At 70.3% G+C, this 15765-nt stretch carries 12 protein-coding genes and 1 pseudogene; 8 read left to right on the top strand and 5 right to left on the bottom strand.

Going from position 1 to position 15765, the window contains the following annotated elements; genetic code table 11:
• Positions 1–7: 7 nt before the first annotated feature.
• Positions 8–829, bottom strand: a complete 822-nt coding sequence (locus ABH926_RS15790; RefSeq protein WP_370366309.1) for a ribonuclease BN — start codon at positions 827–829, stop codon at positions 8–10.
• Between the two features lie 264 nt (positions 830–1093).
• Between ABH926_RS15790 and ABH926_RS15785 the strand changes: the two genes are divergently transcribed.
• Positions 1094–1510, top strand: coding sequence for a hypothetical protein (locus ABH926_RS15785; protein WP_370366308.1), 417 nt, complete (start codon positions 1094–1096; stop codon positions 1508–1510).
• A gap of 27 nt (positions 1511–1537) precedes the next feature.
• On the opposite strand, the gene ABH926_RS15780 is transcribed toward ABH926_RS15785, so the two are convergent.
• Both ABH926_RS15780 and ABH926_RS15775 read right to left on the bottom strand, forming a co-directional pair.
• Positions 1538–3145, bottom strand: coding sequence for an FMN-binding glutamate synthase family protein (locus tag ABH926_RS15780; RefSeq protein WP_370366307.1), 1608 nt, complete (start codon positions 3143–3145; stop codon positions 1538–1540).
• 118 nt (positions 3146–3263) lie between these two features.
• Positions 3264–3596, bottom strand: coding sequence for a WhiB family transcriptional regulator (locus ABH926_RS15775; protein WP_370366306.1), 333 nt, complete (start codon positions 3594–3596; stop codon positions 3264–3266).
• Positions 3597–3849: 253 nt separating this feature from the next.
• On the opposite strand from ABH926_RS15775, the gene ABH926_RS15770 reads away from it, so the two are divergent.
• The 5 genes from ABH926_RS15770 to ABH926_RS15750 all read left to right on the top strand — a co-directional run bounded on the left by ABH926_RS15770 (position 3850) and on the right by ABH926_RS15750 (position 9350).
• On the top strand, positions 3850–4029 hold the full coding sequence (locus ABH926_RS15770; RefSeq protein WP_370366305.1) for a hydrophobic protein: 180 nt from the start codon (positions 3850–3852) through the stop codon (positions 4027–4029).
• 49 nt (positions 4030–4078) lie between these two features.
• Complete coding sequence (locus tag ABH926_RS15765) at positions 4079–5809, top strand: thiamine pyrophosphate-dependent enzyme (protein WP_370366303.1); 1731 nt, start codon at positions 4079–4081, stop codon at positions 5807–5809.
• A gap of 364 nt (positions 5810–6173) precedes the next feature.
• Positions 6174–7040: a hypothetical protein gene (locus tag ABH926_RS15760; protein ID WP_370366301.1), complete on the top strand. Its 867-nt coding sequence runs from the start codon at positions 6174–6176 to the stop codon at positions 7038–7040.
• 211 nt (positions 7041–7251) lie between these two features.
• Positions 7252–8880 carry a protease pro-enzyme activation domain-containing protein gene (locus ABH926_RS15755; protein WP_370366299.1) on the top strand — a complete coding sequence of 543 codons (1629 nt, stop codon included), beginning with the start codon at positions 7252–7254 and terminating at the stop codon, positions 8878–8880.
• Positions 8881–9104: 224 nt separating this feature from the next.
• Positions 9105–9350, top strand: coding sequence for a hypothetical protein (locus ABH926_RS15750; RefSeq protein ID WP_370366297.1), 246 nt, complete (start codon positions 9105–9107; stop codon positions 9348–9350).
• A gap of 24 nt (positions 9351–9374) precedes the next feature.
• On the opposite strand, the gene ABH926_RS15745 is transcribed toward ABH926_RS15750, so the two are convergent.
• Positions 9375–10676, bottom strand: a complete 1302-nt coding sequence (locus ABH926_RS15745; RefSeq protein ID WP_370366295.1) for an MFS transporter — start codon at positions 10674–10676, stop codon at positions 9375–9377.
• Between the two features lie 755 nt (positions 10677–11431).
• Between ABH926_RS15745 and rho the strand changes: the two are divergent.
• Positions 11432–12628 (top strand): annotated as a pseudogene (rho, locus tag ABH926_RS15740) (transcription termination factor Rho); the annotation flags it as partial.
• Positions 12629–12916: 288 nt separating this feature from the next.
• Positions 12917–13609, top strand: a complete 693-nt coding sequence (locus ABH926_RS15735) for an alpha/beta fold hydrolase (RefSeq protein ID WP_370366294.1) — start codon at positions 12917–12919, stop codon at positions 13607–13609.
• On the opposite strand, the gene ABH926_RS15730 is transcribed toward ABH926_RS15735, so the two are convergent.
• On the bottom strand, positions 13579–15654 hold the full coding sequence (locus tag ABH926_RS15730; RefSeq protein WP_370366293.1) for a carbohydrate binding domain-containing protein: 2076 nt from the start codon (positions 15652–15654) through the stop codon (positions 13579–13581). The genes ABH926_RS15735 and ABH926_RS15730 overlap by 31 nt on opposite strands.
• Positions 15655–15765 lie beyond the last annotated feature (111 nt).

Genomic DNA, 15765 nt, shown 5'->3' with positions numbered 1-15765 from the left:
GGCGGCCTCAGCCGCGCGCGCAGCGATGCTCGTGATAACACCGTCCGGCCAGCGATCCGCCGTAGATGACGAACCCCACACCGATCAGCCAGGACACCACCACCAGCACGACGCCGACCGCGCCGTCGGCCTCCGCGCCGGAGGCGATCATCGGCTGGAACACCAGGCTGGAGAAGGCCCGCAGGCCGCTCAGGCCCGCGACGGTCGCGATCGCGCCCGGCAGCAGGACGCTCCACTGGACCCGGCCGGCGAGCAGGAAGTACTGCCCCCACCAGAAGAACAGGAGTCCGGCCGTTACGAAGATGAAGATCCGCACCCCCGACGCGAACGCCCCGTGCGGCAACAGTCTGCCGCTGGCCACCTCGAACGACGTGTAGCCGGTCAGGGCCGCGAGCCACACCACCAGACGCCAGGACCGGCGCCAGAACCGCAGCAGGGACCGGGCCGGGAGCCGCCAGATCTTCTCGTAGCCGACCTGGACCTCAGCCACGAACGTCAGACCGAACACCACCAGAAGCGTCAGGCTGAGGATGCCGGTCTGCTTGGCGATCCCGTGCGGCGTCCGGAACACCCGGACCAGCGGCGCGGCCGTGTTCTCCGGCAGGCCCATGCCGTCGGCGATCCACTGGCCGAACCCCCTCGGGGAGAACGGGTCGACCGCGGCCACCAGGATGAGCAGCGGGATCAACGTCACCAGGCCGAGCGTCGCGAACGCCATCGCCCGCCGCATCAGCTCCACCTCGGTGTAGCCGCGCAGGACCCGGCCCAGGACGCTGTGGCGCCAGCGCGCTCGCCAACGGGTACGCCAGTCCGACTGCTGCTCCGCCATCCGACACCTCCGACCACGCGCGGCCGTTCGGGTGATCCGCCCGCGCTGTGTCGGCCGGCTCACGACGTTCCTCGCACTGCCGGGCACACCGGCAGCACAGCGTGAAACGCCGCTTACCTTGATCAAGCTAGTGGACGCCGATGATGCCGCAACCCGCCGCCGGCGCCCCGGACCGCCAGGTCAGGAATGTCGTCGGTTAGCGCGGCGCACGCTGGGTACCCGGCGCCCGCCGCAGCGACGATCAAGCGACGATCAGGAGTAGGCATGAGCCCTTGGAAGTCCCGGAGAAAGCAGGCCGCTTACTCGCGCCTGGTCGCGCAGATCTCCGAACACGACGTGATCCGCGCCGCCGAGGAGGTCGTCGGGGCCGCGTGGATGGCCGGCCTGCAGGAAGCCGAAGAGCAGGCCGCCACGGCCCGCCGCGTGTGCACCCACATGCGCGACCTCGCCTGCCAGGCCTACCGCTCGGCCGAGGCCGGGCAGGACGCCGACCGGCTCACCGAGAGCTACCACGAACTGGCCGCCTCGCAGCAGGCGCTGACCCGCGTCCGCGACCGCCACGACAATCTGCGGGCGTTCGCCGAGCGGGAGCGCGCGGTGTGGGCGGAGGCAGAACGGATACGTGCGCTGGAGGCCTCGGCCGACCGCGATCGGCTGGCCGAGGCGGACTCAGCCCCTTGACTCAGATCTCTGACTCAGATCTCTGACTCAGCGCGCGGCGGCACCGGCGAACCGGTCGGCGTCCGCCGCACGCCAGTCCGCGGCCCACTCCTGCGGCGCCTCGGCCAGCAGTTCCCCGGGCTCAAGCCACTGATACATCTCACCGTACGTCCGCACCGTGTTCTGGTCGATACGCCGCAGCAGATGCTCCGGACGCAGCTCGCGCGGCTCCTTCAACCCCATCGCCGCGATGATCTGCTGCGCCTCGGCGACGGTGTTCTGCTGGTAGCGGCGGACCCGCTCGGCCTTGTCGGCGACGTCGAGCGCCCTGGCGCGCGCCGGATCCTGGGTGGCCACGCCGACCGGGCAGTGGTTGGTGTGGCACATCCGGGCCTGGATGCAGCCGGCGGCCATCATCATCGCCCGGGCCGAGTTCAGGTAGTCGGCGCCCTGCGCGAGGCGCTTGACGATGTCCATGCCGGTGGCGACCTTGCCGCCGGCACCGATCCGGATCCGGTCCCGCAGCCCGGTGCCGACCAGGGCGTTGTGCACGGTGTGGAGCCCGTCGGTCAGGGACTTGCCGAAGCTGTCCTGGAATTCCAGCGGGGCGGCGCCGGTCCCGCCCTCGGAGCCGTCGACGACGATGAAGTCCGGGGTGATCCCCTCGGCGACCATCGCCTTGCAGATCGCCAGGAACTCGCTGCGGCGCCCCACGCACAACTTGAATCCCACCGGCTTGCCCTGCGCCAGTTCCCGCATCCGCGCCAGGAACAGGACAAGTTCACGGGGCGTCTGGAACACCCGGTGCGCCGGCGGGCTGATGCACTTCTCCCCCTCCGGGACCTCCCGGAAGCGCGCGATCTCCGCGGTCACCTTGGCCGCCGGCAGCACGCCGCCGAGTCCCGGCTTGGCGCCCTGGCTGAGTTTCAGTTCGGCGGCCTTGACGTGCGGATGGGCCACCTTGTCGTGGAACTGCGCCTCGTCGAAGTCACCGTCGCGAGTACGGACGCTGAAATAGCCGCTGCCGATCTCCCAGACCAGATCGGCGCCGCCCTCGAGGTGGTACGGGGTCAACCCGCCCTCGCCGGTGTCCTGTGCGAATCCGCCGGCCGCGGCGCCGGCGTTCATCGCGCGGATCGCGTTCGCGCTCAACGAGCCGAAGCTCATCGCCGAGATGTTCAGCAAGGCCATGTCGTACGGCTGGGTGCAGTCCGGACCGCCCACGCGGACCCGCGGCGGATCCTTCGGCGGGACAAGGGGCACGGTGGCCTGTTCGACGAACTCATAGCCCGGGGCCATCACGTCCAGTTCGGTACCGAACGACGTCTCCTCGTGAATGCCTTTGGCCTGCTCATAAACGACGGTACGGGTATCGCGATCGAACGGTCGGCCGTCGTAGTCCCGCTCGATGAAATACTGCTGCATCTCCGGCCGGATGGTCTCCAGGAGATAGCGCAGATGACCGAGCACCGGGAAGTTCCGCAGCACGGAGTGACGCCGCTGCACGACGTCATAGACGGCCACCACCGCGAGCGCGCCGAACACCCCGACGGCGAACAGCCACCACAGCGAACTCGCCGCCGCGGCCCATATCGCGCCCGCGGTGATGAGGAGCAATACCGCGGGCACTCCGACGGCCGACCAACGGATTCGCATGGACACATCCACCTTCCATCTGAACGTACGTGATCACCCGGCCGCGCCCTTGTGTCCGCGGCCGCTGTGTGTGAAACCCCGCTTCAGCGAGGTGGACGAGCCGGCGCCGAGCGGGCCGTCACCGCCGCCGGACGCCCTTGGCCCGGCCCGGAGGCGGCGCCCCGTTCCGGCGCCGGCGCCTGCGGGCGCTGACCCGCTCCCGCTGTGTGGTGCCGCCCCACACGCCGAACTCCCCCGAGCCGGATTCGGCGAAGCGCAGGCATTCGGCCTGCACCGGGCAGGCCGCGCAGATCTTCTTCGCCTCCTGCTCGCGGCGGATGCGGGCGTGGGGCCGTTCATGGTCCGGTTCGAAGAACAGGCGGCTGTCGTAGTCCCGGCACGCGGCCTGCTCCTGCCATTCGAGGCGGCGCGTCGGGTCCTCGTCGAGTACGCGAAGCGGTGTCACTGTCACTGGTGATCTCCCGGGGAAGTCGGCGGGCGCGACGGCCCGCCCGGACGTTCGAAGCTGGGGTTCCGGCTGCCCAGCGAACCCCATGTCAAACGGAGACCTCGGCCTGACCTGCGACGGAAGAAAAAATCCGGGGAACTTCGGCCGGGTTTTGTTTCATCTCGTTCCGGGTGGCCAGAAGGGACGCTTCAGACGACGTTCCGGGCTGGCAGCCGCGAAAGACGCCGGCACAGCCCGCGGAAAAGGGAGATTCGTCATGGGTGTCATTCTTTTGGTCCTGCTGCTGGCCCTGGTCCTGGGTGGCCTCGGTTTCGCGGCGCACGTGCTGTGGATCATCGCCGCGATCGTGTTCCTGGCCTGGCTGGTCGGCTTCGGCATCAGCCGCGGTGAGGCCGCCGGCTCGGGCGGGCGTCGCCGTTGGTACGGCCGCTGGTAAGGCCGTCCCGCGTCGCCGACCACCACTGCCCACAAGTAAGGGAGTAGCAATGACCACCGTCGCCGAGCAGATCGTCACCGCCCTGGCCGATCTGGGCGTCCGGACCGTGTGGGGTGTGGTCGGCGACGCGCTCAACCCGGTGACCGACGCGATCCGCCGTGAGGACCGCATCGAGTGGATCGGCACCCGGCACGAGGAGGCGGCGGCGTTCGCCGCAGGGGCTCAGGCCCAGCTCACCGGGACCTTGGGCGTGTGCATGGGCACCGTCGGGCCGGGCTCGCTGCATCTGCTGAACGGCTTGTACGACGCGAAGAAGTCGCACGCGCCCGTGCTGGCGATCTGCGGGCAGGTCCCGACGGCCGAGCTGGGCGCCGACTTCTTCCAGGAGGTCGACAACGACCAGGTGTTCCGGGATGTGGCGGCCTTCCGGCACACCATCACCGCGGCGTCCCAGATGCCGCGCGTCCTGGAGCAGGCGGTGCAGGCCGCGTACGCCGCACCCGGCGTCGCGGTCCTCACCCTGCCCGGCGACGTCGGAGCCGCCGAGGTCGCCAAGGACAGCGCCGTGCACATCACGCGGATCCCGGCCCGCCTGGCGCCCGACGAGGAGCAGATGGCGCGCGCCGCGCAGCTGCTCGACGAGGCCGGGAAGGTCACCATGCTGGTCGGGACCGGGGCCCGCGAGTCCCGGGCGGCGGTGCTGGATCTCGCCGACCATCTGGCGGCCCCCATGGTCCTGACCCTGAAGGCGAAGGAGGGACTGGAGGCGGACAACCCCTTCCAGATCGGCCAGAGCGGGCTGATCGGCAACCCGGCGACCCACGAGGCGCTGAAGTCCGCCGACGCCCTGCTGATGATCGGGACCGACTTCCCCTACCCGGAGTGGCTCCCGGCGGGGACGGCGACCGTGCAGATCGACACCCGGGCCGAGCACATCGGCCGCAGGACTCCGGTCGATGTGGGGGTCGTCGGCGACGCGGGTCTGAGCGCCACGGCCCTGATGGGCCGGTTGCGGCGCAAGGACGACCGCAAGCATCTGGAGCGGGCGCGCTCGGAGTACGAGGACTGGCTGGGACACCAGCGCCGCCTGACCGATCCGGAGCACGACAAGAGCCTGGTGGGCAAGGTGCGCTCGCTGCTCGACAACACCGAGGACAAGATCCGGCCCGAGGTGCTGGCCACGCTCATCGACCGGCACGCCGCCGACGACGCGGTGTTCACCACCGACACCGGCATGTCGACGGTGTGGCTGGCCCGCTTCGTGACGATGCGCGGCACCCGCCGCCTCCTCGGTTCCTTCAACCTCGGCTCGATGGCCAACGCGATGCCGCAGGCGCTCGGCGCCGCCGCGGTCGACCGCGGCCGCCAGAGCATCGCCTTCTGCGGCGACGGCGGACTGACGATGCTGCTGGGTGAACTGCTCACCGCCGCCGCCTACGACCTGCCGGTCAAGCTCATCGTCTTCGACAACGGCCGGCTGGGCATGGTCAAACTCGAACAGGAGCAAGGCGGCCTGCCGGAGTTCGGTACGGAGCTGAGCAATCCCGACCTGGCGGGCCTGGCCCGCGCGGCCGGCCTGCCCGCCGCCCGCGTCACCGACCCCGAGCAGTTGGAGGCCGCGGTGATCGCCGCCCTGGCCGCTCCGGGGCCGTACCTGCTGGACGTGGTCACCAACCCCGAGGAGATCGCGCTGCCGCCCAAGACGAGCGTCGACCAGGCTTGGGGTTTCGCGATCGCGAAGGTCAAGGAAGGGCTTGTGAGCCGGGGCGCCAAGGCATAGGCGGTTCGGGTTCGGAGTACGGTTCGGGTTCGGAGTTCCAGGCACCGCGAACGGTGCCTGGAACTCTTGCGTGTTTCGGCGACAGGTATGGCAGCACATAGAGAATATCGGTATCCCGACTCTTTCGGACACCGTCCCATCGGCTCCGATCCCCCGCCTGAGCAGGCGTCATTGACCGGATCATCGTGGGCTGATATTGATGAAAGCGTGCAGCTGATCCGGCTGGTTTCCCGGGACCACATCGACTTCGGTCGGGTGTGGTCCTCGTCGTGTTGCCGTTGATCCCCGCAGCCTGCTGAAGCACATTCTCTTTCCCCTTTCTGCTTTTTCTTCTCACCAGCCCGATCGAGAAGGGCCATTCGCCGTGCCCGCGAAGAATCCGAAGGGCCGGGGCGCCAAGCCCGGTCCGTCCGTCCCCACGCCCGCGACGCCCGCCGCGCCCCGGACCTACGCCTGGTGGCTGTGGTCCGGGATGCCGACCTTCGAAGGGGTCTGCGACGCGTTGGCGTTCCAGTACGCGGCCCTGGACGAACTGCTCCAGCCGGTCCTGGCGGCCCACCAGACCGTTTCCGGCCCGCACGCCGGCCTGGACCCCTGGCGCACCGCCGTCCTGCTGGCCCGCCTGACCACCGCGGCCGAGGAGGTCGTCGCGGTGACTCAGGGCCCTGTCTGCGGCGCCCCGGCGGTGGACGCCGTCGACTGGTTCCGTTCCCCGGCCACCGTGCGGAACTGGGCCGCGTCCGAGGCGATCGCCCGCTCGGCGGCCGGGCGCGCGATGCAGTCCGGCATCGGCCGGGCGGCCGCGGGCCACCGCGCCGCGACGGCGGTCGCCGCCGCCGTCCTGCGATCCGGCGGGCCGGACCGGGCCCTCGGCGGCGTGGCCGGCGGACTGGACCTGGCCGAGTTCGCGGTCACCCGGCTGGTGCCCGCGGTGGTCTACGGCCTGGAACTCGCCGCCGAACTCGGCCGCCCCGGATACGCCGACCCCCGGGCCGCGCATCTGGTGAGCGGCTTCCTGGCGGCGGTCGCCGAGCGGGCCGCGGCCGGGCCCGGCACGGCGCCGATCACCGTCGACGGCCAGGGTTCGCTCATCGTGCTGGCCGGCGGCCGGGGCCGGGCGCGGATCCCGGCGGTGGAGTGGATCCAGGCCGCGACCAGCCGGCCTCCGGTGCGCCTGTCGCTGCCGCGCAGCCACGACTGGCTCGCCGCCGAGCTTCCGCTCGGGGCCTGACCTGACATGCGCGCCTGACCCGACACCCCGCGCCGATGTAACCCGTCGGTAACACCGAGCCCTTCCGCGCCGTATCAGAAGCCTGAGACCACCCCCGAACCGTTAAGTCCGAGTAAATCATCGTGTATGGCTCTTTTCAGTACCCTCATACGGCATTAGCTTCCTGATGGGCCCACAACCACCCCACCCGTCAACCCCAAGGAATCGCCACATGTCTGTCAGCTCCAAGCGAATACGGCGGACGCTCGGTGTCCTCGCGGCACCGCTGCCCGTCCTCGTGCTCGCCCTCCCGGTCGCGCACGCCGCCACCGCCCCCACGCGGACCGCCTTCGCGGGCACTGCCACCCCGCACCTGGCGTCCGACGCCGTGCGCACCGGATCCGTCGCGGCCGACGCGCAGGTACCACTCGAGATCAGCCTCAAGCCGCGTGACCAGGCCGGTCTGGACGCGTTCCTGCGCGAGGTGTCCGACCCCGCCTCGCCGCAGTACAAGCACTACCTGACCGTGCCGCAGTACGCCGCGGCGTACGGGGCCACCGACGCCCAGATCGCCGAGGTCACCAAGTACCTGAAGGCCCAGGGCCTGTCGGTGGGCGCGGCGACCGCCAACCACCTGACGCTGTCGGCCAGCGGCAGTGCCGCGAAGGTGGAGAAGGCGTTCGGGGTGCAGCTGGGCACCTGGCACACCGCCGGCCGCGACGTCTTCGCCAACACCACGGCGCCGACGCTGCCCACGGACATCGCCTCAGTCGTCTCCGGCGTGGCGGGGCTGTCCAACGCCTCGCTCCGCACGGCGGCGAACCACGTCGACAACCAGGCGGCGCCGCACGCCGGCACCGTGCTCACGCCCACCAAGGCGCGCGGCGGATACAACCTCTCCTCGTCCATCTCCGCCGGGGACAACGGCTCGGGCCAGACGGTCGGGCTGGTGGAGTTCTCGGCCTACTCGGCGTCCGCGGTCGCGGGCTACAACAGCAAGTACGGCCTCGGCGCTCCGACCGCCAGCGTGGTGAAGGTGGACGGCGGCACCACCGACACCTCCGGCTCGGTGGAGGACGAGCTCGACATCGAGGTCATCAACGCCCTGGCCCCCAAGGCGAACGTGAAGGTGTACGAGGCGCCGAACAGCGACGCCGGCGAGGTCGCCCTCTACGCGGCCCTGGTCAGCGCCGACGTGCCGGTGATCTCCAGCAGCTGGGGCGAGCCGGAGAACCAGGAGAACAACCTGTCCTCCGACGACGCCGACTTCAAGGAGGCCGCGGCCCAGGGCCAGTCGGTGTTCGCCGCCTCCGGTGACAGCGGCGCCACGGACGACGGCTCGACCCTGTCCGTCGACTACCCGGCCTCGGACCCGTACGTGTCCGGCGTGGGCGGCACCGACCTGACCGTCTCCTCGTCCAACGCGTGGAGCAGCGAGACCGGCTGGTCCGGCAGCGGCGGCGGCCAGTCCGACAAGTGGTCCACCCCGTCCTTCCAGACGCCGGTGAACAGCAGCGGCCACCGCGAGGTGCCGGACGTCTCCGCCGCCGGCGGCGACAGCAGCCCCTGGTACATCGACGCCGACGGCAGCTGGACGGACGTGTGGGGCACCAGCGCCGCCGCCCCGAACTGGGCCGCCTTCGCCGCCGACTACAACACCGCGGCGGGCAAGGCCGGCAAGGCCAAGTTCGGGTACGCGAACAGCTTCATATACACCGTCGCCCGCAGCTCGGCGTACTCCTCGGCGTTCCACGACATCAAGAGCGGCAACAACGGCGGATACAACGCGGGCACCGGGTACGACGAGGTGACCGGCTGGGGCTCGTACAACGGCGCGAAATTCATCGCCGCGGAGCTGTAAGGAGAACGCTCTGCCAGAACACTGACAACTGACAACTGACAGCCCGACTGAGCCAGCCGGCGGTCGCCACGACCGCCGGCCGGCCTTCTGTGTCCCACGAACTGATCGAGAACCTGCGGACCGGGCCAGAACAGGGGCAAAAGACCGCTACCGGGACCAGAGACCGCGCGGTATAACCAACCCAGCAAAACAGAGCCCTGAGCCGCCACCAGTCGGGAGGTCCCATGTTCCGCCGCACCCTGACCACGGCCGCCGCGATCACCCTCGCCGCAGCCGGCACCGCCCTGATTCCCGCCGGCACCGCGCAGGCCAAGGCCTGCGGCGCGGGCACCTGGTGCCTCTGGTCCGTCTACCAGGACGCGGGCCACACCGATCTCATCGGCGAGCACGGCTACGACTGCAGCGGCAAGTGGTTCACGGAGGGCGTCGGGGGCAGCCCCTACGTGGTGTTCCAGGTCCTTCCCTGCTGAACGGCGCCGGGCTCGGGCCCCGCTCTAAGCCACACTCGGCGAGGCCTCCCCGAGCCGAGCCCGCTCCGCCACCGCCTCCCGCGAGTCGTACCGCAGCAGCGAAGGCACCAGCGCGGCCAGCAGTCCTATCCCGGCCAGGCACGCCAGCCCGCCGGACACCACCGACACCCGCGGCGTGAACGCCGTCGCGACCGCGCCGGACTCCAGGTCGCCCAACCGCGGGCCGCCGGCGACCACGACCATGTAGACGCCCTGCAGGCGCCCCTGGAGCCCCGGGGGCGTCACCACCTGCATCATCGTCGATCGGTACACCGCGCTGACCTGGTCGGCGGCCCCGGCGAGCGCCAGCATCAGCAGACCGAACCAGAGCAGCGAGGTGGCGCCGAACAGGGCTATCGAGCCGCCCCAGACCACGATCGCCAGGATCACGCCGCGTCCCTGGTGCCGGACCCCGGTGATGAGTCCGCCAAGGCCCGTCATCAGCAGCGCACCGGCAGCCGGGGCCGCGTACATGAGGCTGGCCGTGCCCGCGCCGCCGTGGTACTGGCCGAAGGCCAGGGCCGGGTACAGGGCCTTGGGCATGCCGAAGATCATCGCGTTGATGTCAGCCAGGAACGTGGCCATGATGATCCGCTGCCCGCGCACGAAGCGCAGGCCCTGGAGCACCGAGGCCAGGCCGGCGCGCGGCGCGTCCTCGGCGGCCGGCAGGGCGGGCAGGCGCGCGACCGCGTAGAGCGCCGCGACGAACGAGGCCACGTCGATGCCGTAGGCCCACTGGAAGCCGCCGGCCGCGACCGCGACGCCGGCGAGCACCGGCCCGACGATGACCGAGAACGTCATGCTGCCGTAGGACAGCGTGTTGGCGGCGGGCAGCTTCTCGGGACGGACCAGCAGCGGCGTGATCGAGCGCCGCGCCGGGGCGTCGACCGCGGCGAAGGCCGCCTGCACCGCGACGCAGACGAACAACAGCGGCACGCTCCGCATCCCTGCGGCGGCCTGCACCAGCAGCGCCACACTGACCGCCATCGTCCCCACCGAGGTGATCAGCAACAGCCTCCGGCGCTCGACCGCGTCGGCGATCGCGCCGCCGTAAAGGCCGAAGAAGATGAGCGGGACCAGCGCCGCCAGGCTCACCAGCCCGACCTGCAACGAGGAGTGGGTGAGCGAGTACACCTGCACCGGCACGGCGACCTGAGTCACCTGCGTCCCGATCGACGACACCGCCTGGCCGGCGAACAGCCGGCGATAGGCCGGCGACTCCCGCAGCGGCGTGATGTCCGAAACGGCTGCTCGGGCCGCTCGGCCCAGACGTGCGGTAAGACTCACCGCCGCATGCTATCCGTGACGGCCGGACGCCCGGCACGGCGGTCCGCGGAGCGTGCCGGCAGGCAGAAAAACAGCGGCTCGCAGGCTTTGCCCTGTCGGGACCGCGCACAGCGCCGATGACGCCGCGAACGACCTTCCAGGCACCGGGGACGTCCGGTGAGCCTGCGAGCCGGGTGACTGTTGGAGATTAGCCCGCCGCCCCGGTCCTGCCGGGTGAGGCCTTCGGCCTCTTTTCGCGGGCGGGGCGGCTAGCTGACAGCCACCTCACGCGTCCTGGTACAACTCAACTCAGGATCACCTCCTTTCATGTGTGAGATCACGATAGGCAGGCCGACGTCGCGAACGCAATGGGTTTCCAGAGCGGACTCGCGGGAGCCGGTGGCGCACTCGTGACGGCCGGTGTGCTAGCCTGCTGTCGGCAGAGCGATTTTCTGCCGTGTGGGAATACCCACCAGCTGTCTCGGCGCTTAGGTCTGTAGCGCGGCAGCCATTCATCCGCCGCTCCGGTTGGCGATCTGCATTCCGCAAGTTCTTGAGCTGGGCCGATGCCCCTCTCGCCGCCGTGCCGCTTCGTGACGTCTTCCGAAGCCGCCGGTTCTCCGCGAACCCCCTTTGAAAGGACCCTCATGTCCACCGCCACACTTGAACGCTCCACCGTCGAACGTCCCCGATCCACCACGCGGGTCCCCGATCCCGTGACCGCCGGCACCGTGACCGCCGGCACCGTGACCGCCGGCACCGTGACCGCCGGCACCGTGACCGTCACGGGCATCCTCGACCGGCAGGACCAGCACGGCTTCCTGCGGACCAGCGGCTACCTGCCCGGTCCCGGGGACCTCTACATCACGCCGGCGACGATCCGGCGATACGGCCTGCGTCCCGGCGATCTGATCACCGGCACCGCCGCCGAACCCCCTGACTCCGAGGGCCAGGCGAGCACGAGGACGAGCGCTAACACGAGCGCGAGCACCCGCAAATCCGCCCGGTCCAACCCGGCCGGCAAGGCCCGACCGCTGGACCGGATCGACACGATCAACGGACTGCCCGCGACGGCCGGCCCGACCCGCCCGCACTTCGCCGCGATGACCCCGCTGTACCCCCAGCAGCGACTGCGCCTGGAAACCGAGCCCCGGCAGCTGCTGACCCGGGCCATCGACCTGGTCACGCCGATCGGCAAGGGCCAGCGCGGCCTCATCGTCGCCCCGCCCAAGACCGGCAAGACCACCCTGCTGCAGGCCATCGCCAAGGCCGTCACACAGAACCACCCCGAGTGCCACCTCATGGTCGTGCTGCTCGACGAGCGCCCCGAAGAGGTCACCGACATGCGCCGCTCGGTCGCCGGCGAGATCATCGCCTCCACCTTCGACCGCCCGGTCACCGAGCACATCGCGGTCGCCGAACTGGCCGTCGAACGCGCCAAGCGCCTCGCCGAACAAGGCCAGGACGTCGTGATCCTCCTGGACTCCATCACCCGCCTGTGCCGAGCGCACAACAACAACGCCAAGTCCAGCGGCCGCACCCTGTCCGGCGGCGTCGACGCCTCCGCGGTGGCGGCCCCCAAGCAGCTCTTCGGCGCCGCCCGCAACCTCGAAGAGGGCGGCTCGATCACCATCCTGGCCACCGCCCTGATCGACACCGGCTCACGCGCCGACGACTACTTCTTCGAGGAACTGAAGAGCACCGGCAACATGGAGCTGCGCCTGGACCGCTCCCTGGCCGACCGCCGCGTCTTCCCCGCCATCGACATCACCGGCTCCAGCACCCGGCGCGAGGAGCTGCTGATGCCCGCTGAGGAGCTGGACGCCATGTGGCGGCTGCGGCGGGCTCTGCGGGGGCAGGGTGGGCAGGGCGGCCCGCACGGGACCGAGGTGCTGTTGGAGCGGTTGAAGCAGACCGGGAGCAACAGCGAGTTCATTCAGCGAGTTCGGCAGACGACTGTTTCGGGGGGTTGATTTCGGGGGTTGATTTCGGGCGGCCTTTGGTGCTCAGGTGCGGTTTGTTTGTGGGTTGACAGTCAAGGGCGATTTTTAGGGCTCGCAGAGGGTTAACACGCTGGTTTGATCTCCGTAAGCGGGTTGTTGTCGTCAGCGAGGAAGTCGATGAGGTCGGCCGGTGCGGGGAAGCGGGCCGTAGACGGGGTGATCGTGTATCCGTGCTGGTCCAGGAGCGGGCGTATCTGTTGCCCTCACCCCTCAACCTCCCCAGCCCCCAACAGCACCCTCATATGCCAAGCTGCCCCCATGACGGGGACCCACCTCCACACCGAAGCCCGCGGCGACCCCGCGAACCCCACCCTGATCCTCCTCCACGGCGGCGGCGCGGCATCGCGCACCTGGAAGCACCAGCTCTCCGCGCTCAGCGACCGCTTCCACCTCATCGCGCCGGATCTCCCCGGCTTCGGCCGCTCGGCGGGGCCGGTCAGCCTCAGCGGGTCGGCGCGGGCCGTCGCGGAGCTCGTCGAGCGCCACGGGCCGGTTCACCTGTGCGGCTACTCCATGGGTGCGTTCGTCGCCGCGCGGGTCGCCGCCGAACACCCCGCCGGTATCAGCAAGCTGGTTCTGTGCGGCGCCAACATCAAGGCAGCCGAGCACGGCCGCCGGCAGATCGCCTTCTACCGCTCGCGGCCCGGCTGGTGGCTCATGAAGGCCGTCTCCGACCTGCCGACCCGAGCCGCGCTGCTGCAGATGGTCGACGAGGCCGAGGGCAGCGATCTGACCGCCTACCTGCCGCGCATCCAGGCCCCGACGCTGGTGCTGTGCGGGCGGCGGGACCGGGCGTGCGTGGTCGACGCGCAGCCGATGGCCGACGCCATCCCCGATGCCAGGGCCCTGATCGTGCCGCACAACGGTCACCTGCTGCCGCTCACCGGGGCGAAGGCGTTCAACGCGATCGTCGGTGCTTTCTACGGCAGCGCCGCCGGGGACGCCAAGTAGCTCTGCGTCCGCGTCACCCAGTAGTCGAAGTCGCTGGGCGCGTTCTGGTTCGCGCCGACCATCTCCGGCACCCCGTACGTGCCGGTGCCGGTTCCGGCGCCGAACAGGATGGCGACCACGCCTGCCGAAGCGGCGTCGGACATGTGCGAGCCCCACGTCACGGTGCTGCCGTTCACCGAGATCTTCGGATCCGCGCCCGGGTTCGACCCGTAGAAGGCCAGGTTGTTGCCGCTCGAGGTGAACGTGTCCCCGAAGAAGAACGTCGAGGCCGAGTCCTCGTACTGCTCACTCGTCACGTCGTCCAGGTCCGGGAAGTGTCCCGAGGAGTTCCAGTACGTCGGGCTCGGCGTCTGCGTCGAGTTCAGGTGACCGCACGCGATCTGCCACAGCACCGCCGGCAGGCCCAGCGAGGCGCGGATCGTCTGCACGTACAACAGATAGTTGCTCCAGTGCGCCGCATTCAGATACCTGATATCCCCGGCCGGATTCGGGTCCCGCAGGTAGCCGAAGTCCTGTCCCCACTGGTCGAAGGCGACGAAGTCGGCGTGGTAGCCGATGTCGGCCGTGGCCAGGAAGTTCGCGACCTGCGTCCCGGTGTTCGCCACCGACTGGCGGCCCGCGGTCCAGCCCATGGTGTCGGTGTCCTTCAACGCGTCCCGCACGCCCCAGGTGTTGACCTGCCATCCGACGAAGGCGCTCGGGTCGTACTTCTTGATGGTGTAGTTGATCGCCTCGACCAGGCCCTTGAGGTTGCTGCCGAAGGTCGGGTCGCCCGAGCCGAGCACGCCCGCGGAGTACGCGGCGCTGGTCGCGGCCGGCATCTGCGCCGCGTTCCCGCCGTAGTTCGCCGCGTAGTTCTGCTGCAGGTAGCCCATCATGTCCGGCTCGATGATCCAGCCGACGGGACGTCCCGGCGCCGCCGTGTTCGCGGCCGTCGCGGCGGTCTTCAGCGCCTGGAAGTAGGTCGTCAGCCAGTTCGAGCTCTGCATGTTGGTGAAGTCGACGCTGGTGCCGTCCACGTTGCCGTTCATGCCGTACTCGACCAGGACCGGCGTCATCCCGAAGGACTGCGAGTGGTTGATGAGCGTGGTCGTGGTGGCGGCCCAGTTCGGGAAGTCGTTGCCGAGCAGGTACTCGTAGCCGTAGTTCGGCATCGCGCCGTGCGACTGGAGCGTCGTCATGAAGGAGTCGACGCTGCTGCCGGGCGTGTAGACGCTCCCCACCGCCAAGTACGACGGATGCCACGCGCTGCCGCCACCGCCGCCGGACGTCTGGGTCGTCGCGGTCACCGGCACGCTCGCGGACGACTCGGTTCCGTCCGCGGCGAGCGCCGTGACCTTGTACGTGTGCGAGCTCCCGGAAGCCAGACCGCTGATGGTCGCGCTGGTCGCCGTCGGGCTCGCGACCACGGAGGCGCCCTCGTAGACGCGGTACGACGCGGCCGCGGTCGAGCCGCTCGGCTCGGTCCAGGCCAGCGAGACGCTGGAGGTGGTCGTGCCGGTCACGGTCAGGCCGGTCGGCGTGGGCGGCGCGGTGCCCCCACCCCCGCCGCCACCGCCGGGGCCGATGAGCGCGACGTCGTCGGCGTAGTAGGTGGGCTGCGCGTACCAGCCGTGCAGGTAGATGCCGACCGAGGTGACGCCGGCACCGGTCGTGAAGGACGTGGTCAGCTGCTGCCAGCCCGATGCCGACGGCGTCCAGGTGGACGAGTACCCGGTCGCGCCGAGGTAGACATACGAGCCCTGGACGTAGGCGCTGAGCGTGTACGCCGAGTTCGGCTGCACCGCGATGGTCTGCGAGCACTGCGCGGTGTCCGAGGAGGTCGGTGTCGCGGCCAGGGCCTGGCTGCCGCTGTGCACCGGCGACCCGACGGTGGTCGCGGTCCCGGCGTCGCAGGACCAGCCGGTCAGGCCGCTCTCGAAACCGGGATCGCTCACCAGGTTGCCGCCGGCGGCGGCCGCCGGAATCGCCAGCGCCCCGACGGCGCCGAACCCGATCAGCGCCAACAGCGCCGCGACCAGCATGGCCAAAGATCTGATCCGCATCGTGCAGCTCCCGGCTCGGCATCGGTGCACTGTCGCAAGGCTCTGCCAATGAAGATGGACTAGACCACTTCGGCCGTCAATGCCCCTTCGCCGGTCAATGCCCGGGCCGGT

The sequence above is a fragment of the Catenulispora sp. GP43 genome, assembly GCF_041260665.1.
Taxonomy (GTDB): Bacteria; Actinomycetota; Actinomycetes; order Streptomycetales; family Catenulisporaceae; genus Catenulispora.
The sequence above is the reverse complement of the archived record's forward strand: the minus strand, read 5'-3'. Positions and strand labels throughout refer to the sequence as shown.

Excerpts from the sequence above, each read along its gene's own strand:
- ABH926_RS15790 (WP_370366309.1), bottom strand. The coding sequence starts at position 829 with ATGGCGGAGCAGCAGTCGGACTGGCGTACCCGTTGGCGAGCGCGCTGG.
- ABH926_RS15785 (WP_370366308.1), top strand. The coding sequence starts at position 1,094 with ATGAGCCCTTGGAAGTCCCGGAGAAAGCAGGCCGCTTACTCGCGCCTG.
- ABH926_RS15780 (WP_370366307.1), bottom strand. The coding sequence starts at position 3,145 with ATGCGAATCCGTTGGTCGGCCGTCGGAGTGCCCGCGGTATTGCTCCTC.
- ABH926_RS15770 (WP_370366305.1), top strand. The coding sequence starts at position 3,850 with ATGGGTGTCATTCTTTTGGTCCTGCTGCTGGCCCTGGTCCTGGGTGGC.
- ABH926_RS15765 (WP_370366303.1), top strand. The coding sequence starts at position 4,079 with ATGACCACCGTCGCCGAGCAGATCGTCACCGCCCTGGCCGATCTGGGC.
- ABH926_RS15755 (WP_370366299.1), top strand. The coding sequence starts at position 7,252 with ATGTCTGTCAGCTCCAAGCGAATACGGCGGACGCTCGGTGTCCTCGCG.
- ABH926_RS15750 (WP_370366297.1), top strand. The coding sequence starts at position 9,105 with ATGTTCCGCCGCACCCTGACCACGGCCGCCGCGATCACCCTCGCCGCA.
- ABH926_RS15735 (WP_370366294.1), top strand. The coding sequence starts at position 12,917 with ATGACGGGGACCCACCTCCACACCGAAGCCCGCGGCGACCCCGCGAAC.
- ABH926_RS15730 (WP_370366293.1), bottom strand. The coding sequence starts at position 15,654 with ATGCGGATCAGATCTTTGGCCATGCTGGTCGCGGCGCTGTTGGCGCTG.